This is a genomic window from Solibacillus sp. FSL W8-0372, assembly GCF_037969735.1.
GTDB classification, from domain to species: Bacteria; Bacillota; Bacilli; order Bacillales_A; family Planococcaceae; genus Solibacillus; species Solibacillus faecavium.
The window spans coordinates 3,902,240-3,921,912 of record NZ_CP150204.1; the positions used below are offsets into that span (position 1 = coordinate 3,902,240).

The 19,673-nt window shown below is 37.1% G+C and carries 22 protein-coding genes; 5 read left to right on the forward strand and 17 right to left on the reverse strand.

Going from position 1 to position 19,673, the window contains the following annotated elements:
• The first annotated feature begins 8 nt into the window (after positions 1-8).
• From MKY13_RS19930 to rbsB, 3 genes are read left to right on the forward strand one after another with little or no spacing between them, the layout of a single operon-like run.
• Positions 9-1,505: a sugar ABC transporter ATP-binding protein gene (locus MKY13_RS19930; protein WP_191701066.1), complete on the forward strand. Its 1,497-nt coding sequence runs from the start codon at positions 9-11 to the stop codon at positions 1,503-1,505.
• Complete coding sequence (gene rbsC, locus MKY13_RS19935; RefSeq protein WP_191701065.1) at positions 1,492-2,433, forward strand: ribose ABC transporter permease; 942 nt, start codon at positions 1,492-1,494, stop codon at positions 2,431-2,433. Before MKY13_RS19930 ends, rbsC begins: the two co-directional genes overlap by 14 nt.
• A gap of 16 nt (positions 2,434-2,449) precedes the next feature.
• Complete coding sequence (rbsB, locus tag MKY13_RS19940; RefSeq protein ID WP_191701064.1) at positions 2,450-3,388, forward strand: ribose ABC transporter substrate-binding protein RbsB; 939 nt, start codon at positions 2,450-2,452, stop codon at positions 3,386-3,388.
• A gap of 161 nt (positions 3,389-3,549) precedes the next feature.
• Here the strand turns inward: rbsB and rpsR are convergent, their stop codons facing one another.
• The 3 genes from rpsR to rpsF are packed head-to-tail and all read right to left on the reverse strand — an operon-like array spanning position 3,550 to position 4,719.
• Positions 3,550-3,789, reverse strand: coding sequence for a 30S ribosomal protein S18 (gene rpsR / locus MKY13_RS19945; protein WP_191701183.1), 240 nt, complete (start codon positions 3,787-3,789; stop codon positions 3,550-3,552).
• 41 nt (positions 3,790-3,830) lie between these two features.
• Entirely contained in the window at positions 3,831-4,391 is a 561-nt protein-coding gene (gene ssb / locus MKY13_RS19950) for a single-stranded DNA-binding protein (RefSeq protein WP_191701063.1), read from the reverse strand.
• Positions 4,392-4,428: 37 nt separating this feature from the next.
• A complete protein-coding gene (rpsF, locus tag MKY13_RS19955; protein ID WP_191701062.1) occupies positions 4,429-4,719 on the reverse strand; it encodes a 30S ribosomal protein S6 in 291 nt (96 codons plus the stop codon).
• Between the two features lie 176 nt (positions 4,720-4,895).
• Here rpsF and MKY13_RS19960 point away from each other — a divergent pair, with 176 nt between their 5' ends.
• Positions 4,896-5,432 carry a DUF3267 domain-containing protein gene (locus MKY13_RS19960; RefSeq protein ID WP_191701061.1) on the forward strand — a complete coding sequence of 179 codons (537 nt, stop codon included), beginning with the start codon at positions 4,896-4,898 and terminating at the stop codon, positions 5,430-5,432.
• A gap of 102 nt (positions 5,433-5,534) precedes the next feature.
• On the opposite strand, the gene ychF is transcribed toward MKY13_RS19960, so the two are convergent.
• The 3 genes from ychF to MKY13_RS19975 all read right to left on the reverse strand — a co-directional run bounded on the left by ychF (position 5,535) and on the right by MKY13_RS19975 (position 7,886).
• A complete protein-coding gene (gene ychF / locus MKY13_RS19965) occupies positions 5,535-6,635 on the reverse strand; it encodes a redox-regulated ATPase YchF (protein WP_191701060.1) in 1,101 nt (366 codons plus the stop codon).
• 129 nt (positions 6,636-6,764) lie between these two features.
• Entirely contained in the window at positions 6,765-6,965 is a 201-nt protein-coding gene (locus MKY13_RS19970; protein ID WP_191701059.1) for a DUF951 domain-containing protein, read from the reverse strand.
• A gap of 3 nt (positions 6,966-6,968) precedes the next feature.
• Entirely contained in the window at positions 6,969-7,886 is a 918-nt protein-coding gene (locus MKY13_RS19975) for a mechanosensitive ion channel family protein (protein WP_339214600.1), read from the reverse strand.
• Positions 7,887-7,997: 111 nt separating this feature from the next.
• On the opposite strand from MKY13_RS19975, the gene yyaC reads away from it, so the two are divergent.
• Entirely contained in the window at positions 7,998-8,624 is a 627-nt protein-coding gene (gene yyaC, locus MKY13_RS19980) for a spore protease YyaC (RefSeq protein WP_191701057.1), read from the forward strand.
• On the opposite strand, the gene MKY13_RS19985 is transcribed toward yyaC, so the two are convergent.
• The 11 genes from MKY13_RS19985 to rpmH form a co-directional block, all read right to left on the reverse strand.
• Positions 8,541-9,248, reverse strand: a complete 708-nt coding sequence (locus tag MKY13_RS19985; protein ID WP_191701056.1) for a DUF554 domain-containing protein — start codon at positions 9,246-9,248, stop codon at positions 8,541-8,543. The genes yyaC and MKY13_RS19985 overlap by 84 nt on opposite strands.
• A gap of 115 nt (positions 9,249-9,363) precedes the next feature.
• Positions 9,364-10,209: a ParB/RepB/Spo0J family partition protein gene (locus MKY13_RS19990; RefSeq protein ID WP_191701055.1), complete on the reverse strand. Its 846-nt coding sequence runs from the start codon at positions 10,207-10,209 to the stop codon at positions 9,364-9,366.
• Positions 10,202-10,963 (reverse strand): AAA family ATPase, encoded by a 762-nt coding sequence (locus MKY13_RS19995; RefSeq protein WP_191701054.1) that lies wholly within the window; start codon positions 10,961-10,963, stop codon positions 10,202-10,204. The genes MKY13_RS19990 and MKY13_RS19995 overlap by 8 nt, the downstream gene beginning before the upstream one ends.
• Before the next feature lie 211 nt (positions 10,964-11,174).
• Complete coding sequence (noc, locus tag MKY13_RS20000) at positions 11,175-12,089, reverse strand: nucleoid occlusion protein (RefSeq protein ID WP_339214602.1); 915 nt, start codon at positions 12,087-12,089, stop codon at positions 11,175-11,177.
• A 183-nt stretch (positions 12,090-12,272) separates the two neighbouring features.
• Complete coding sequence (rsmG, locus tag MKY13_RS20005) at positions 12,273-12,989, reverse strand: 16S rRNA (guanine(527)-N(7))-methyltransferase RsmG (protein WP_191701052.1); 717 nt, start codon at positions 12,987-12,989, stop codon at positions 12,273-12,275.
• A 62-nt stretch (positions 12,990-13,051) separates the two neighbouring features.
• Complete coding sequence (gene mnmG / locus MKY13_RS20010) at positions 13,052-14,947, reverse strand: tRNA uridine-5-carboxymethylaminomethyl(34) synthesis enzyme MnmG (RefSeq protein ID WP_191701051.1); 1,896 nt, start codon at positions 14,945-14,947, stop codon at positions 13,052-13,054.
• A gap of 27 nt (positions 14,948-14,974) precedes the next feature.
• Positions 14,975-16,360 (reverse strand): tRNA uridine-5-carboxymethylaminomethyl(34) synthesis GTPase MnmE, encoded by a 1,386-nt coding sequence (gene mnmE, locus MKY13_RS20015; RefSeq protein ID WP_191701050.1) that lies wholly within the window; start codon positions 16,358-16,360, stop codon positions 14,975-14,977.
• 180 nt (positions 16,361-16,540) lie between these two features.
• Positions 16,541-17,305 carry an RNA-binding cell elongation regulator Jag/EloR gene (jag, locus tag MKY13_RS20020; protein ID WP_191701049.1) on the reverse strand — a complete coding sequence of 255 codons (765 nt, stop codon included), beginning with the start codon at positions 17,303-17,305 and terminating at the stop codon, positions 16,541-16,543.
• Complete coding sequence (gene yidC, locus MKY13_RS20025; RefSeq protein ID WP_191701048.1) at positions 17,306-18,088, reverse strand: membrane protein insertase YidC; 783 nt, start codon at positions 18,086-18,088, stop codon at positions 17,306-17,308.
• A 156-nt stretch (positions 18,089-18,244) separates the two neighbouring features.
• On the reverse strand, positions 18,245-18,586 hold the full coding sequence (gene rnpA / locus MKY13_RS20030; RefSeq protein ID WP_191701047.1) for a ribonuclease P protein component: 342 nt from the start codon (positions 18,584-18,586) through the stop codon (positions 18,245-18,247).
• A gap of 267 nt (positions 18,587-18,853) precedes the next feature.
• Entirely contained in the window at positions 18,854-18,988 is a 135-nt protein-coding gene (gene rpmH / locus MKY13_RS20035; RefSeq protein ID WP_008408389.1) for a 50S ribosomal protein L34, read from the reverse strand.
• Positions 18,989-19,673 lie beyond the last annotated feature (685 nt).

Consider the following 19,673-nt stretch of genomic DNA (forward strand, 5'->3'; position numbering starts at 1 on the left):
GTCGGAATATGATCGAAATGAAGGGCATAAAAAAAGCATTCAGCGGCAATGTCGTATTAAACAATGTTGAATTCACACTTTTAGATGGAGAAATCCACGCGCTAATGGGTGAAAATGGTGCCGGTAAATCAACAATGATGAAGATTCTGTCTGGCATCTACTCACGTGACGAAGGTGATGTGCTGGTAGATGGCCAGTCCTATACCTTTACTTCTGCAAAGGACGCGGAAAGTTTAGGTATTCACGTAATTCACCAAGAATTAAATATTCTGCCGCATTTATCTGTAGCGGAAAACTTGTTTTTAGGAAAAGAAAAAACAATTGGTCGTACGGGATTCCTGTGTACGCGCGAAATGAACAAAGAAGCACAGACCCTTTTAGGAAAACTCGGCTTACACATTGATGTACGTCAGCATGCAGGTTCCTTATCAGTGGGAAAACAACAACTCATTGAAATTGCCAAAGCAATTAATTCAGAAGCGAAATACATCGTAATGGATGAACCGACAGCTGCTTTAACAGACCGTGAAATTGAAACGCTTTTTGAAACGATTCGCGAACTAAAAGCGAAAGGTATTTCCTTTGTATATATTTCGCATCGTATGGAAGAAATTTTTGCAATTTGTGATCGTATTACGATTTTGCGTGATGGTGAATATGTTGGCGTACGTGAAATTACTAGTACAACTTTTGATGAAGTAGTCAAAATGATGGTTGGACGTGAACTTGGTGAACGTTATCCAAGCCGTGACGCAAAAATTGGTGAGGTTGCGTTAGAAGTAAAAGGGCTAACATGTCCTGCGGTATGCAAAGATATTAACTTCCAAATTCGTAAAGGGGAAATCTTGGCCTTTGCCGGTTTAATGGGAGCAGGCCGTACAGAAGTGGCTCAAGCAATTTTCGGAAACCTTAAAAAGTCAAAAGGTGAGATTTTAATCCACGGTGAAAAGGTGACGATAAAAAATCCGATCCAAGCGATGAAACACGGAATTGGATTTGTAACAGAAGACCGTAAAACAGAGGGTCTTGTACTAGATTTTTCAATTAAAGAAAATATGTTTTTAACAAATTTGAAATCAATTGCAAAGGGTAGCTTTGTTCAAACACAACAAGAGCAATTACAAGCAGCAAAATATATTGAACAGCTAAATATTCGCTGCAGTGATGCGACACAAGCTGTTGGCTCATTAAGCGGCGGGAATCAGCAAAAGGTAGTTATCGCGAAATGGTTAAGTACAAAACCGGATATTTTAATCTTGGATGAACCGACTCGCGGTGTTGATATCGGTGCAAAAAAAGAAATCTACTCGATTATGAACCAGTTAGCCGAGGAAGGTGTAGCCATTTTAATGATTTCCTCAGAGCTAACGGAAGTGTTAGGTATGGCGGACCGTGTAATGATCATGCACGAAGGACGTCAAACAGCCATTTTAGACAACGTTGACTTAACACAAGAAACTATTATGCATTACGCAACAGGAGGAGAAGAAGTTGTTAAAAACTAGCTCAAAAGAAATGTTAGGAAAGCTAGGTCCTCTTTTAGGATTATTTTTAATTGTAATTGTTATTACAATTTTAAATCCAAGCTTTATGACAACAGATAATATTTTAAATATTTTACGTCAAGTATCAATTAGCGCACTTATTGCATTTGGTATGACTTTTGTTATTTTAACCGGCGGCATCGATTTATCGGTTGGCTCGACATTAGCCCTTACAGGAGCCGTTGCTGCCACAATGCTTGCTTCAGGTATGGACCCAGTGTTAACAATTTTTGCTGCCTTACTGTTAGGCGCTATTCTAGGTGCTGTAAATGGTGTTATTATCGCAAAAGGGAAAGTTGCACCATTCATCGCAACATTGGCAACAATGACAATTTACCGTGGATTAACGTTAGTATACACGGATGGTCGCCCTGTTTCTAACTTAGGAAATGAAATTACATTCCAAATGTTAGGGAAAGGATACTTCTTCGGTATTCCAGTTCCGGTATGTACCATGATTCTAGCTTTCATTGCGTTATATGTAATTATGCATAAAACAACATTCGGTCGCCGTGTTTATGCAGTAGGCGGTAATGAAGCAGCATCTAAATTATCAGGAATCAATGTAGATCGTGTAAAAATTGCCGTCTATTCATTAACAGGTATGTTAGCTGCGTTATCCGCACTAATTTTAACATCTCGCCTTAACTCTGCACAGCCAACAGCTGGTACTTCTTATGAGTTAGATGCTATTGCAGCAGTGGTTTTAGGTGGTACAAGTTTAACAGGCGGTAAAGGTTGGATTTTTGGTACATTAGTTGGTGCCTTAATTATTGGTGTGTTGAATAACGGGTTAAACTTAATCGGTGTTTCTTCATTCTTCCAACAAGTTGTAAAAGGAATTGTTATTTTAATCGCGGTATTAATTGACCGTAAAAAAACAGCATAGAAAGTAGGTCATTAGCTTGAAAAAACGATTGATATTTTTAATGGCACTTATGGCCACTGTAATGTTATCGGCTTGTTCGGTAAAGCCTGGTTTCTCTTTGGAGCCTTCTTTTGGTACATCTGCTTCATCTTCTGAGAGTAGTAATGATACGTTGACAATCGGTTTATCTATTTCAACTTTAAACAATCCATTTTTCGTGACGCTAAGTGAAAATGCGGAAGCAAAGGCAAAAGAGCTCGGAGTGAAAACAACGGTTGTAGATGCGCAAGATAATGCGTCAAAGCAAGCTTCCGATATTGAAGATTTAATCCAACAAAAAGTTGATTTAATCATCATTAATCCGGTAGATTCTGTCGCTGTTGCAACTGCTGTTGAATCTGCGAATGCGGTAAATATCCCTGTGATTACAGTGGATCGTTCATCTGAAGGTGGCGAAGTCGTATCACATATCGCTTCTGATAACGTGGCTGGCGGAATGCTGGCTGGTGAATATATTACAGAGTTAGTCGGTGAAGGTGCCAAAGTCGTTGAATTGGAAGGTGTTGCAGGTTCTTCTGCTGCACGTGACCGTGGGCAAGGCTTCAATGAAGCTGTTACAGGTATTTTAAATGTCGTTGCAAAGCAAACAGCAAATTTTAATCGTTCAGAAGGCTTAACGGTAATGGAGAATATTCTGCAATCCAATCCTGATGTTACTGCCGTATTTGCACACAATGACGAAATGGCATTAGGTGCACAAGAAGCTATTTCTGCTTCGGGTAAAAAGATTGTCGTAGTGGGCTTTGATGCGACTGACGATGCTGTGGCTGCTGTAAAGGCAGGGAAACTAGCCGCTACTGTTGCACAAAAGCCTGATGAAATCGGGAATATTGCGATGGAGACTGCGATTGCTTATTTAAACGGTGAAACAGTTGAAAATACTATACCGGTAAAGCTTGAGTTAATTACAAAATAAATAATAATGCATGTAACAGTCTGCAAATAGCTGTTGCATTCCTGTAGCTGCCACAAGAAATTTTAGTGGCAGCTTTTATTATGGGAATATAGGCAAAAACTTTAGAAAACAAAAAAAGTACAACAGAGGTCAATTAAGCCTGTGTTGTACTTTTAAACATATTATTTTTCTTCAGCAACGAATGGTAGTAATGCCATAATACGTGAAACTTTGATTGCATTTGTAAGTTTACGTTGGTATTTAGCAGAAGTACCAGTTACGCGACGTGGTAAAATTTTACCGCGCTCAGAGATGAATTTCTTTAAAAGATCTACATCTTTGTAGTCGATGTGCGTAATGTTATTTGAAGTGAAGTAGCAAACTTTACGGCGTTTGCGGCCTCCGCGACGTGGTGCCATTATCGTGTTCCTCCTTTTAATTTTTAATAATAGATGCCAAGTTCTTAGAACGGTAAATCGTCTTCAGAAACTTCGATTGGTCCTTTGCTATTCGCAAATGGATCTTCATCTACTCGTGTATAATTTTGCTGATTTTGAGATGGCTGTTGATAAGAACCGTAAGAATCCTGTGGTTGTTGCGAGCCTCCAAATTGCTGGTTTGGCTGATTATAAGATGGCTGACCACCATAATTTTGCCCACCACTGTATTGTTGACCTTGTGAACCTTGAGATGCATTTGCTCCTCCACGCGGTTCTAAGAACTGCACTGCATCGGCAATGACATCTGTTGTGTACACACGCTTTCCATCTTGTCCTTCAAAGCTTCCTGTTTGAATACGACCTTCTACACCAATCAAACTCCCTTTTCTCATGAAGTTTGCTAAGTTTTCAGCTTGTTTTCTCCAAGCAATACAGCCTATGAAATCTGCTTCGCGTTCACCTGACTGGCTCGAAAATGTACGATTTACGGCAACCGTAAAACGTGCCATTGGAACTCCACTCGGCGTATAACGAAGCTCTGGATCCTTTGTAAGTCTTCCGACTAATACTACACGGTTAATCATCAATGCACCCTCCTTTTTTCAGCATTTAAGTTAAAAATTATTTTTCTTCTTCGCGTACTGCGATGTGACGGATGATGTCTTCGCTGATGTTTGCTAAACGAGTATATTCGTTGATAGCCTCAGTACCAGCGTTAACTTTCACGATTTGGTAGAAACCTTCGCGGAAGTCATTGATTTCGTAAGCTAAACGACGCTTACCCCAATCTTTTGCTTCTGTGATCTCTGCACCATTTGAAGTTAAGATCTCGTTGAAACGCTCTACTAAAGCTTTCTTCGCTTCATCTTCAATGTTTGGGCGGATGATGTACATTAATTCGTACTTTCTCATTTGTGTTTGCACCTCCTTATGGACTTGGGCTCTCCTATTAAATAGGGAGCAAGGAGTAAGTAACTTCTTATTACTCACATCAATGAATTGTAACATAGTTTCCTATTAGACGCAACCTAATATAACTCTTATGTTTATTCAATTTTTGTTATACTTCTCTGTAAGGGAGGGATTTTATGTATGATAAAAAGCCAGTAGTAATTGAATTGAATATGAAAAAGATAGCGCGGGATAATCTAATATTAACTATCATTTTAATTGTTTTATTAGTTGGTTTAAATGCCCTTATTCATCAGCGTTTTACAGGTGAATTTACCTTGTTTGATGTTTTTAATTTTTTTGTAGCATATATAGTACTCATTATTCTTCATGAAGCGTTTCACTTAATTGGTTTTATGCTATTTGGCGGGGTTCCATATAAAGAACTGGATTATGGTATCAATTTAAAACTTGGTGTCGCCTATGCCACTACAAAAAAACCACTAACAAATGCGGACATGAAAAAAGCATTATTACTTCCATTTTGGACTACAGGTATTGTACCCACAATTATCGGTTTAACGCTTGATAACTTTATGTTAGTTATTGTCGGAGCGTTTTTAATAGCTGGAGCAATGGGCGATTTTTATATGTATAAAGAATTGCGGAAATACCCTAACGATGCAACTGTAAAGGACGATTCGAAAGAGCCAAAATTATATGTTTATTACTAATTGTTTTCCAGAAATATAATCATGCACTGACTAAATTGAATAAGAAAAAGCGAAGGGATTGCCCCGAAAATCATTTTCCGGTCAATATCCTTCGCTTAAATTTTATACGTTAAATAAGAACTCCAGTACGTCGCCATCTTGTACAACGTATTCTTTACCTTCAGCGCGTACGCGTCCTGCTTCTTTAGCAGCAGGCTTCGAACCGTACTCTACTAAATCCGTATATGCCACAGTTTCAGCACGGATAAAGCCACGCTCAAAGTCAGAGTGAATAATACCCGCGCATTGTGGTGCTTTCATCCCTTTACGGAATGTCCACGCACGAACCTCTTGCACACCAGCAGTGAAATAAGTTGCTAAACCTAATAAGCTATATGAAGCTTTAATTAATTGGTCTAACCCTGATTCAGCAATTCCTAATTCCGCTAAAAATTCTTTTTTCTCTTCATCTTCCAACTCAGAAATTTCTTCTTCAATTTTTGCGCAGATTGTAATTACTTGAGCACCTTCAGTTGCTGCATATTCCTGAACCATTTTTACATATTTGTTTTCAGATGGATCAGCTACCTCATCCTCTGAAACATTTGCAACGTAAAGCATTGGTTTAATCGTTAAAAGGTGTAATCCTTTGATGATCTTTTTCTCATCATCTGAAAGGTCTACCGCGCGAGCTGGTTTTTCAGCTTCTAATACTTCTTTAATTTTTTGAAGAATTGGTTCTTCTACCATTGCTTCTTTATCTTTTTGCTTTGCCATTTTTGCAACGCGTGCAATACGCTTATCCACTGATTCCATATCCGCTAAGATTAGCTCTAAGTTAATAACTTCAATATCATCAATTGGATTTACTGTGCCGGAAACATGGGTAATATTTTCGTCTTCAAAGCAGCGAACAACTTGGCAAATTGCGTCTACTTCACGAATATGAGCTAAAAATTTATTCCCTAGTCCTTCACCAGTAGAAGCGCCTTTTACGATACCCGCGATATCTGTAAATTCAAATGTAGTTGGAACTGTTTTCTTCGGTACAACTAATTCTGTTAATTTGTCTAAACGCTCATCTGGAACAGTTACGCTACCTACGTTTGGTTCGATTGTTGCGAACGGATAGTTAGCCGCAAGAGCACCTGCTTTTGTAATTGCATTGAATAAAGTCGATTTCCCCACGTTCGGCAAACCTACGATACCAGCTGTTAATGCCATTTTGACACAACCTTTCTATATTCACTTCATTTTTATTTGAAATCATAAATTATATGGATTTTTCTGTCCATTAAATTTCTATAACCTTGTCTATTATATTGATTACACACTTAAAAGTCTATTTTGCTTTTATACTTCTTCTGCTTGACGTAAAACTTTCTTCATTTTTTTCTCAAATTCACGACGTGGAATCATAACACTATGTCCGCAGCCCTCACACTTTATGCGAATATCAGCACCTAGTCGAATTACTTTCCATTCGTTTGTGCCACAAGGATGTTGTTTCTTCATTTCTACAACGTCATTAAGAGCGTATTGTTTTGCTTCCATCTTTTATTCTCCTCCTTGATTTCGCTCATAAAACATCATTTTTGGTACAGCAAGAGGGATACCGTTACGTGTTAAGATATCCATTACATCTTTTCGAATCACTCGAGAAATTGAATACTGTTGTAAAGGCAATGTTTCGAGTGTAATGCCAATTGTAGCTTCTGTGCTTGTCGTATTTGTGATTCCTAAAAAGACAGGAGCAGTAACAAGCTCTTCGTGTTTTTCAGGCAACGTATCCAAATAGTTTTGAATTATCATTTGGACTTTTTCAATATTTGTCTCAAGGGGAATTTGCATACTAATCGTAGCTTTTGAGTTATTAATGGAATAGTTAACAACGTCTACAATGCTTCCATTTGGAATAATGAATTGTTCCCCTGTTATGCCCTTTACTTTCGTTGTACGAAGACCAATTTCCATAACGGTACCTTCTGCTGTATTAATTTTTACAAAATCTCCTACACCAAACTGATCCTCTAAAATAATGAAGAATCCTGTAATAACATCCTTCACTAAGTTTTGGGCTCCAAAAGCAATGGCCACAGAAGCAATACCTGCCCCGGCTAATAAACCGGCTACTTGTATATTCACAGCAGATAAAATTCCCATAATAGCAGAGAAATACACTAAATAACTTAGTACACTTTGTAAGAGCTTTACTATTGTAAGTTGACGGCGCTCATTATTTCTTACGCGCAACATAAAGATACGATGAATCACTTTTTTACCAACAAAAACAACGATATATGAAATAACGATGATTGCTAGGATTTTTGCGCTAGCCAATATAATCATATCCCAGAAATCCTGGCTTGTGACGTAATCCCAAAGCTTTGTTGTATAGCGAGCAAGTCCTTTTAAGTCTGTTGTTGCTATATCTTCAAAATCAATTCCTTCTTCTAATTTCAAATCTTCTTCCAAATTTACCACCTCTTGTATAACAAACTTTAAAAATGAATATACTGCATAAATAATATCGTATTTTGCACTATTTCTCGAGTAATCCACTTAAATTTAAAGGAGTGACTACAAGTGACACAAGCCTGTCCACAAAACTATAGCGTCCATTATGAACAGACAAGCGCTGTTTGGGAGTTAAGTGAAATCTTTTTGAAAATGGTTCCATTTGAACATGAAAAACTTATTTTTTGTTGTATCGGTACAGACCGCTCGACTGGGGATGCATTAGGTCCGATTATCGGTAGCCAGCTGCACCAAACCTTTTCTTTCCCATTCCCGGTTGTTGGAACCCTAGAAGCACCACTGCATGCATTGAATATCGTTGACCGTTACGAACAGCTTATAAAAGAGAATGAAAATGCATTCATCATCGCCATTGATGCTTGTTTAGGAGAGTCTAATGCAATTGGTTCAATTTTAATACAGCATGGTCCTCTTTTTCCTGGAAAGGCTGTAAAAAAGGAATTGCCTCCCATTGGAAATGTTTCTATTAAGGGAATTGTTAATGTAGGAGGCTTTATGGAAGCTAAAGTACTTCAAAATACAAGGCTTCATGTTACCTATTCTATGAGTGATAAAATTGTACGTGCACTCGTTTTAGCATGGCAGCGTCATTTACTGAAACAGAAAAATAACCGTTACGAGTATCCCGACCATCAAAATCGCTGGCAACAAATTGGCTATTCGAATTTTCGTTAGTCCCGCAATATTTAATCCAATTGCGATAATCATAACACCACCCGTAGCTGTCATCTCTTTAATAAATAGATTAAGCGCTTCTGTTGGAATATATGTACTAATGACACCTGCAAACAATGCAATACTTCCCTGATATATTAATACAGATATTGCTGACAGTATTACGCCAATGCCTAACGTTGAGGCTAAAATGATTGACATAAAACCATCAATTATTCCTTTCGTAATTAATACATTATGATCATTACGTAAACCACTATCAAGGGCACCGATAATTCCCATGGAACCTATAACAAAAATGAGCGATGCAGTAATAAACCCCTCTGCAATCGTTCCTTTTTGTGCACGTTTTCCGAAAAGGGATTCAATCCATAAACCAAAGCGGTTGAACTTTTCCTCTAGGTTGAGCCATTCTCCGATAACAGCCCCCACTATTAAACTAATTACTAATAGAATGAAGTTATCACCCTCTAATCCCATTTGAATTCCTAAGAGAGCAACAACTAAACCGATAATTGACATAACAGTTTGTTGCATTGATTCCGGAATATTTCTAAATAATCGTCCCACTAATGTCCCAATTATAATAAATAGTGAGTTTAATAAAGAGCCTAATAATACCATGATCTTTCCTCTTTCTAGTTGCTATCTGCTTATTCTTTTATAGCCTATGTACTACGATAATGATCTTTACATTCACAGTAAAAAATGCGCTGAAACATAATGCTCAGCACATTTTTTACTGTTCTTCTATATTTAATATTTCTAAAATGCGGTGTAAATCATCCTCTGAATAAAATTCGATTTCGATTTTCCCTTTATTTTTTGCTTTTCTTATTTGTACTTGCGTTCCGAAATATTCACGCAGTTGGGATTCTGTTGCTTCTGTATGAATATCCTTATTCGTAGCCTTTGTTTCACGTGAAACGGTTTCGTTTATATCCTGGATGTACTTTTCCAATTGACGGACATTTAAATGATCTTTAATTACTTTATTCGCCACTTCTGGAATTCGTCGTTTGTTTTTTAAACCAAGTAATGCTCGCCCATGGCCCATTGTCAGTTTCCCTTCATTTACAAGGTCACGAATTTCATCGGGTAATTGTAATAAACGAATTAAGTTTGCAATATGCGGGCGACTTTTTCCTAATCGCTTCGCTAAATCATCCTGTGTGAAATTCAGTTTACCAATTAAACTATTATATGCTTCTGCTTCTTCAATTGGAGTTAAATCTTCCCGTTGTAAGTTCTCTAAAATTGCGACTTCCATCATTTGCTGCTCTGTAAAATCTTTTACAATGACAGGTACTTCCGCTAATCCGGCAAGCTTAGCAGCGCGGTATCGTCGTTCCCCAGCAACGATTTCATACTTTCTGCCGGATTTTCTAACAACAATTGGCTGGATAATACCATGTTCATTAATCGAGCTTGCCAGTTCTTCAATAGCGGTTTCATCAAAAATCTTACGTGGCTGAAATGGATTTGCCAAAATTTTTGAGACGGCAATTTGCTGTACTTGATCTTCCTTATGTACGGCCTCTTCTCTAAAAAGCGCGTCAATCCCTTTACCTAACCCTTTAACCATTTTTAATCACTTCCCTTGCTAACTCTAAATATACTTCTGCCCCACGTGATTTTGAATCGTATAAAATTACGGGTTTTCCATGACTGGGTGCTTCACTTAACCGCACATTGCGGGGGATAATAGAACGATAAACCCTATCCTGGAAGTAGCGTTTTACTTCATCTATTACTTGAAGCCCTAAATTGGTACGTGCATCCAACATCGTTAATAGCACACCGTCTATCATTAATTCCTTGTTTAAATGCTTTTGAACAAGACGAACCGTAGAGAGCAATTGACTTAAACCTTCTAATGCATAGTATTCACATTGAACAGGTATAATCAGTGCATCAGAAGCGGTTAATGCATTTATAGTTAATAAGCCAAGAGACGGTGGGCAGTCAATAATAATAAAATCAAAATTATTTTTAATTTCCTGTACCGCCTTTTTTAGTCTTACTTCACGTGAAATGGTTGAGACAAGCTCAATTTCCGCACCCGCTAATGAAATTGTAGCAGGAACTATATATAAATTTTCCACATCTGTCTGTTGTATAACTTCTTTTATATCTTCATCATTAATTATTACATCATAAATACAGCTTTCTAAGTCTCCCTTTCGCACACCTAGTCCGCTTGAAGCGTTTCCCTGTGGGTCGATATCGATTAATAACACTTTCTTTCCTAAAAAAGCTAAACATGCACTTAAGTTTACAGAAGATGTCGTCTTTCCAACGCCACCTTTTTGATTGGCAATCGCAATTATACGTCCCAATATCCGCACCTGCTTTCATCACTTCAATTTAGGTATTTTTTCAAAGTTTAAAAAACTTAGAATATTTCTCTATTATGACACATCTACTTTTATATTAACAAAAATAGTGACAAAGCGATGCTATGAAAATAAATTTATTTTTAAAACTTAATACTTTCTATCCACTAAAAAACTGCCTCAAAAGGTAGAATCTTTCGGGCAGCTAAATAATTTATTTTCTCTTCGGAATTTTAACAGTGATTTGATAGTAATCATCTGTATCCTCTTCCTCCGTTTTCACGTCGATTCCACTTTTCGTCACCATTGTTAACGATTGCTTAATTGTATTCAGGGCAATACGCACATCTTTACTAATCGCTTTACGAGTGGGTTTGCGTTTTTTCACTTCTGGTTCTTCTGGATTAAGAAGTTTTTTAATCTGCTCTTCTAGTTGTCTTACATTCCAATCATATTCTTTAGTAGCCGCAATAAGCTGCATTTGTAATTGCTCATCTTTTATAGCAATTAAAGCACGCGCATGACGCTCTGAAATTTCACGATTTAAAATAGCATCTTGGACAAACTGAGGTAATTTTAATAAACGTAATTTATTAGCTACCGTTGATTGGCCTTTTCCAAGACGTTGTGCAAGTGCTTCTTGTGTAAGCGAATGCAAGCCTAATAATTGTTGGTAAGCAAGCGCTTCCTCAATTGCTGATAATTCTTCACGTTGTAAGTTTTCTATAAGTGCAATGGAAGCCGTTTCACGATCATTTAATTGGCGGACAATAGCAGGAACTTCAGTCCATTGTAGTGATTTCATAGCTCGATAACGACGTTCCCCAGCAATGATTTCGTATTTATCTGAATTATCGTTCATTGGACGGATAACAATCGGTTGGATAACACCATGTGTATGAATTGTTCTTGCTAATTCTTCAATCTTCTCATCATCAAAAACTGTACGTGGCTGATAACGGTTCGGAATGATTTTGTCTATTGGAATTTTAACTACTTCTTCTGAAGCCATCGAGATACTCTCTATTACTTCTTCTGAAGCCAACGAGTTCTCTATTACTTCTACTTCACTTTTTACTTCTGGCTCTTTGCTCCCGCCTCCGAAAAAACGTGAAAAAGTACTTTTCATCCGTGTGGCACCACCTTTAGGAAACTATCTATCTCTTATACAATATTATTTATGATTCATACGAAAATGTACAGTGTTCAATGAACAGTAAATTTTTTAAAAACAACATAAATATAAATATGTATGCTTCAAAAGGTGAAAACATTTCATATTTTATATTTTTATTTTAATTTTTTTTAAATTTTATATAATTGGTGTCTTATTTGGTACACCTGGTTTACGGGGATATTTTTTTGGTGTTGACTTTATTTTATCAAATACATAGAGCGAGCGTTCACTTTCTTCAACAGGTAGGTGGAACGCAAATTCTTCTTTTAGTTTGCCTCCTAAAGTGGAAATAGCCTTCGTCGCATCTTTTAATTCTTCTGCACCTGCAGCGGCTTTTAATGCCACAAAATATCCGCCTTCTTTTGCCAATGGCAGACATAATTCAGATAAAACAGAAAGACGTGCAACCGCGCGAGCAGTGACTACGTCGAACTTTTCACGATAGGTAGCATTTTGACCAAACTCTTCTGCACGGGCATGTACAAATGTCATACCTTCCAGATTTAGCTCATTTGTTAAATGATTTAAAAATGTAATTCGTTTGTTTAAGGAATCCACAATCGTAATTTGTAAATGTGGGAAACAAATTTTAATTGGAATACTTGGGAATCCAGCTCCTGCCCCTACATCACATACCGATGTGACTTTCGTGAAATCGAAGTAAAATGAGGCACTAATGGAATCATAAAAATGCTTTAAATATACGCCTTCTAAATCTGTAATGGCCGTTAAGTTCATTTTTTCATTCCACTCAACTAATAGCTCAAAATATTTATTAAACTGTGCTATTTGCTGCTCTGAAAGCTCAATGCCCTTTTCCTTCAATGCTTCAATAAACTGCTTTTCGTTCATAAAATGCACTCCTCTATATTTAAAAGAATGAGCGCCTTTCTGTATAAAGACGCTCACATCATTCAGTTCGTACTTACTTTTGCAATTTTCCCTTGCTCAATATAAACAAGTAAAATCGATACATCTGCAGGGTTTACGCCAGAAATACGTGAAGCCTGTGCAATGGAAAGTGGTCGAACACTTTTTAGCTTCATACGGGCTTCTGTTGCCAAGCTTGAAATCGCATCATAATCAATATTTTCAGGGATTTTCTTATTTTCTAGCTTCTTCATTTTTTCTACTTGTTGAAGTGCTTTTTGAATATAACCCTCATATTTTAACTGTATTTCAATTTGTTCTTTTATATCGTCAGAAAGCTCAATATCTGAAGGTGTTAATGAAGCAACTAAATCATATGTCATTTCTGTACGTTTTAAAAGGTCTGCTCCGCGAATGCCATCTTTAAGTTCTGCTCCGCCTACAGAACGAATCACTTCTTGAGTTGTAGCATTTGGTTTGATGATCACTTCACGTAAACGGGCAATTTCCTGTTCAATTTTTGCTTTTTTCAACTGGAATTTTGCATAACGTTCTTCTGAAATCATTCCTGCCTTATAACCCTTTTCCGTCAAACGTAAATCCGCATTATCATGACGTAAAAGTAAACGATATTCTGCACGAGATGTTAATAAACGATAAGGCTCATTTGTACCTTTTGTCACTAAATCATCAATTAATACACCGATATATGCATCTGAACGATCTAAGATAATTTCTTCACGTCCTAAAACTTTTGCCGCTGCATTCATACCTGCCATCAAACCTTGGCCTGCTGCTTCTTCATAACCTGAAGTACCATTAATTTGACCAGCTGTATAAAGACCCTGAATTTTTTTCGTTTCCAGTGTTGGCCATAATTGTGTTGGAATTACTGAATCATACTCAATAGCATACCCCGCACGCATCATTTCTGCGTTTTCCAATCCTGGAATAGAGGCAAGTAATTTCTTTTGAACATGCTCAGGTAAGCTCGTCGATAAACCTTGCACATATACTTCGCGTGTATTGCGTCCTTCAGGCTCCAAGAAAATCTGGTGACGAGGCTTATCGCTAAAACGCGTTACTTTATCTTCAATTGATGGACAATAACGCGGACCTGTACCTTTTATCATCCCTGAAAACATTGGAGATAAATGTAGATTTTCCTCAATTGTACGATGTGTTTCTTCTGTTGTATAAGTTAACCAGCAAGGTAGCTGATCCATAATATATTCTGTCGTTTCAAAACTAAATGCACGCGGTGCATCATCACCCGGCTGAATTTCCGTTTTTGAATAGTCAATTGTACGGTTGTTTACACGTGGTGGTGTCCCCGTTTTAAATCGGACTAAGTCAAATCCTAATTCTTTTAAGTTATCCGCCAATTTAATCGATGGCTGTTGGTTATTTGGACCTGAAGAATACTTCAGATTTCCTAAAATAATTTCTCCGCGTAAAAACGTACCTGATGTAATAATGACAGCTGGTGCACGGTAAACTGCACCCACTTGTGTAATGACACCTTTTACTTCTCCATCTTCTACAATTAGTTCATCGACCATTGCTTGATGAATTTGCAAGTTTGGCTCTTCTTCCAATACACGTTTCATCTCATGCTGATACTGGAATTTATCCGCCTGTGCGCGTAATGCTCGTACAGCCGGACCTTTCCCCGTATTTAACATCCGCATTTGGATATGTGTTTTATCAATGATGCGTCCCATTAATCCGCCAAGTGCATCAATCTCACGAACAACGATTCCTTTTGCAGGTCCGCCGACTGAAGGGTTACATGGCATAAACGCAATCATATCTAAATTAATTGTAAGCATGAGTGTTTTAGCACCCATTTTTGCAGCTGCATAAGCTGATTCCACACCAGCATGTCCTGCACCAACAACGATTACGTCAAAATTACCTGCTTCATATTGTAATGACATGTTGTTCTTCCTTTCCTTTACTTAAATTTATTTTCCTAAACAGAACTGCGAGAACAGCTGATTAATTAAGCTTTCCTGAACAGTATCTCCTATAATTTCACCAAGAATTTCCCACGTACGCGTAACATCTATTTGAATCATATCAACTGGTACTCCAGATTCTGCTGCAGCCAGCGCATCTTCAATTACTTGTTGAGCTTGATGCAATAAAGCAATATGACGTGCATTTGAAACATATGTTAAATCGTTTGCTTCTACTTGACCTTCAAAGAATAAGGCTGCAATCGCTTCTTCTAGCTCCATAACACCTTCTTCTTTTAATAGCGAAGTCGTTACGACACGATGTTTGCCTGCCAATTCATGGACACGATTTAAATCGATTTTGCGCTCGATATCTGTTTTATTTACAACGACGATATAATCCATCGTCTGGATAGTCTCAAATAATCGCTCATCCTCGATTGTCAATTGCTCCCCATAATTTAAAACAAGCAATATTAAATCAGCGTCTTTTAACGCTTCACGAGATCGTTCAACACCAATTCGTTCTACAATATCCTCAGTTTCGCGAATACCGGCAGTATCGACTAAACGTAAAGGTACGCCACGTACATTTACGTATTCTTCAATAATATCACGAGTCGTACCTGCGATGTCGGTTACAATCGCTTTATTTTCTTGAACTAAACTATTTAAAAGAGAAGACTTCCCTACATTTGGTCTACCTAAAATAACGGTTGATAAACCTTCACGCAAAATTTTCCCTTGTGATGATGTTTGAAGTAATTTAATAATTTCTTCGCGTACCCAACCGCATTTTTCAAGCAGTACCGGAATCGTCATTTCTTCTACATCGTCATACTCTGGATAATCTATATTTACTTCCACTTGTGCCAATGTTTCCAATAGTGCTTGGCGTAAAGACGTAATGAGACGTGAAAGCTTCCCGTCCATTTGACCGAGTGCAACATTCATAGCACGATCTGTTTTAGCACGAATTAAATCCATAACAGCTTCTGCCTGTGATAAGTCAATACGACCATTTAAAAATGCCCGCTTAGTAAATTCCCCAGGTTCGGCCAAACGTGCACCATAGCGTAATACAAGCTGTAAAACACGATTAACTGACACAATACCACCATGACAGTTTATTTCGACTACATCCTCACGTGTAAACGTTTTTGGACCGCGCATCAGTGACAGCATCACTTCTTCTACAACCTCATCCGTTTTTGGATCGATTAAGTGTCCATAGTGAATCGTATGTGATGCTACTTCTTTTAAACGCTTATGATTTGGTGATTTAAATATTTTATCTGCAATCGCTACTGCCTCATCTCCGCTTAGACGAACAATGGCAATGGCTCCTTCGCCCATTGGTGTGGATATCGCAGCAATTGTATCGAATTCCATCTTATATCCTCCTAATTTTGTGTTATCCACATGTGGATAAATCACATCCGTGCTACACTTTCTAACAATTTAGACTAACATATTTTAAAAAAAATCTAAAGCAATGTTGTTTTTTACATGTATTATTTACATAAAAAAACGGCCTATCCAAATGAATAGGCCGACACTGTCTGTATGCATTTATTTTACTGGCTCAATGACTAAATAGCGATTTGGCTCTGTACCTTCTGAATATGTTTCAATATCCAATCGGTTAGCCAATACATTATGAATAATTTTTCTTTCATAAGAAGCCATTGGTTCGAATGAGACCGGTTTTCGTGTACGTACTGCCTTGTCGGCCATCCGCAATGCTAGCTGCTCAAGCGCAACTTGACGTCGTTCACGATAATCTTCTACATCCATTTGTAAAACCATAAATGATTTGGCAGTTTTATTAAGAATAAGCTGTGTTAAATGTTGCAGCGCATTTAAAGTAAGACCACGCTTCCCTATTAATAATGCTGCTTTTTCACTCGATAACTTAAAAGAAACATATTTGCCATCTGATTCATGTTCAATTGTTAAATCTGTAATTCCCATTCCCAAAGCAATATTCGTTAAATACGACTTTGCTTCTTCAATAGGATCCACTTGTTGTTGTTCATGATGAATTGATTGATCTTCATTAACTAAAACCGACTCATTTTCAAAGGTTTCTTCGATAAATGACTGTTCTTCTACTACAGGTGTAGGATGTGAAGTCGTTTCTTTATTCACTTGTTGCTGAACAATTTCTTTTACAGTAACACGAACTTCTGCATTTCGTGCACCAAAACCTAAAAATCCTTTTTTACCTTCTTGTAAAACTTCTACATCAACTTGTTCCCGAGTATGGTCAAGCTTTTGTAACGCTAATGAGATCGCTTCTTCTACTGTTGCGCCTATTTGCGTAGTTTGTTTCACTTATTTCGCTCCTCCTGCATCGGTAGCATCCGGTTTATTTTTATTCCAAGGTTTGTAAATAACAAGGTTTTGTAATACAGATACAAAGTTTCCGACTACCCAATATAATGATAAAGCGGCAGGTAAGATAATACCGAAACCAACAATCATTAATGGCATGATGTACATCATAATTTTCATTTGCGGGTTATCTACTGCTGGTCCAGTCATTAATACAACATACTGAATAAGACCTGCGATAACAGCAAATATAATACTTGGTTCAGCTAATGGAACCGCTAAAAATGTTCCTAATTCAAATGCGTCCGGTGTTGCATTCATACGGCTAATTGCATGATAGAAACCGATCAGAATCGGCATTTGAATAAGAATTGGTAAACATCCAGCTAATGGGTTAACACCTGAAGTTTGCATTAACTGCATCATTTCCTGCTGGTACTTTTGTTGAGTTGCAGCGTCTTTAGAGCTGTATTTTGCTTGAAGCTCTTTTAACTTTGGTTGCATTTCCTGCATTTTTTTAGAGCTTTTAACTTGTTTGATTGTTAAAGGTAAAATAATTAAACGAATAATAACTGTTACGATAATAATTGCAAAAGCATAATTCGCAGCATTGCCTTCGAACATATCAGCAAACAGCTTGATGAATGATACTAGTGGCCAAACGATATATTCATTCCAAAAGCCATCGCTTTCAGATGAAATCGGCTGGTCAAATTCTGTACAGCCTGAAAGTAGTAATACTACAGAGACAAGCGACAGCATTATCCAAAGATTTTTCTTCAACCTTCTTCCTCCTAAAGCAAACCTATTCAATTTTTTATGACAACAGTTTACCATGTGCATACGTTTGTACACTACTAATTGTTCCGATAATTTAAATTTTATCGTATCTTTATTTCAAACTATCGAACAATTTTATAGTAAATTTTTAGTGCGATATTAACCTTTATATACTCTTGCAACCTTTAATACATGCTGCAAGCTTTTTTTGGTTTCATGAAAATCTATTGTGGCCGCCTGCGTTCTGGCGATAATAACATAGTCCATATCTTGTCTTACTTCATCTTTTATTTCCAGAAAAGCCTGGCGAATATAGCGCTTCACTTGAACTCGAGTGACAGCATTCCCCACTTTTTTACTTACTGATAAGCCAATACGAAACGCCTCTTGTTCTTCTTTTTTCAAGCAATAAACAATAAATTGGCGATTCGCAAATGACTTACCTTTTTTAAACACCTTTTGAAAATCTTCATTTTTCTTTATTCGTTGGCGTTTATTCATGATCCATTCACCTGCTCCATCTAATCATTGGTACTTTTTTTGCTTCTGTCGAAACAATCAATTACACCTAGGCGTAATTGCGCCAGATTTTCCGGTAAAAAATTTCCTTCAAAATCTGAGCCATCTGCCAGAGGCTTATCTTCATTCAGTGTCTATAACACCTACGGAACTGACAAAACAAACATGCATCCCCTACCTATACAGGTAAGTATTTTCTACTGAATGAAGATAAAAGAAAAAAAAGACCACTGATGTGGCTCAGTGGACTTATGCTGATAATACTTTTCTTCCTTTTTTACGACGGCGAGCTAATACGTTACGGCCGTTTTTAGTGCTCATACGAGCGCGGAAACCGTGAACTTTAGAGTGCTTACGTTTTTTAGGTTGGTACGTGCGTTTCATTTATATACACCTCCTGAATTCGAGCGTTACTATATCTATCTCTACATACAGACCATGATATTATATAAATAATGAAACCCATTTGTCAATCCTTCTATTTATTTTTCTATTTTAAAATGAATTTCCTAATTAATTCTCCTAATCTTTCCTCTAGCTAGTTATCCACAATCCATAAATATTTTTCAACTTCAGCCTGTGAGTAGTTTTTTTTCTCAAAAAATTATCCACAACGTTTATCTACAGCTTTTTCACATATAACTTCCCTGTGGACAACTATGACTCGAATAACATATGATTATGTGGATAAGATTGATTAAGTATTGAAATAGCTCACTTTATTTGATACGATAACTGTGTTTTACTTTGTGGAATTCTTTTCTGGGAAATATTTTATCCACAATTGTTGATAATCTGTGGACAATGATTTCCCCGGCAATTGTATAACACATATCCACAATGTGTGGGTATGTGTATGAAAGTGTTTTTTATTGATAAAGTTCATATTTTATGGCTCTGTTTTTCTATTAAATATCTAACAGGGCGTTTCTTTTTTTTGTGAATACGAACGAAACAGTTTCAACAAAAATCACATAAAAAAAATTATCTCATTCTATGTTGAACGAAATAAATCTTTTCTAATATATGAATTAATATGTGAAATGAATTAACGAAGGGAAGAACAAGC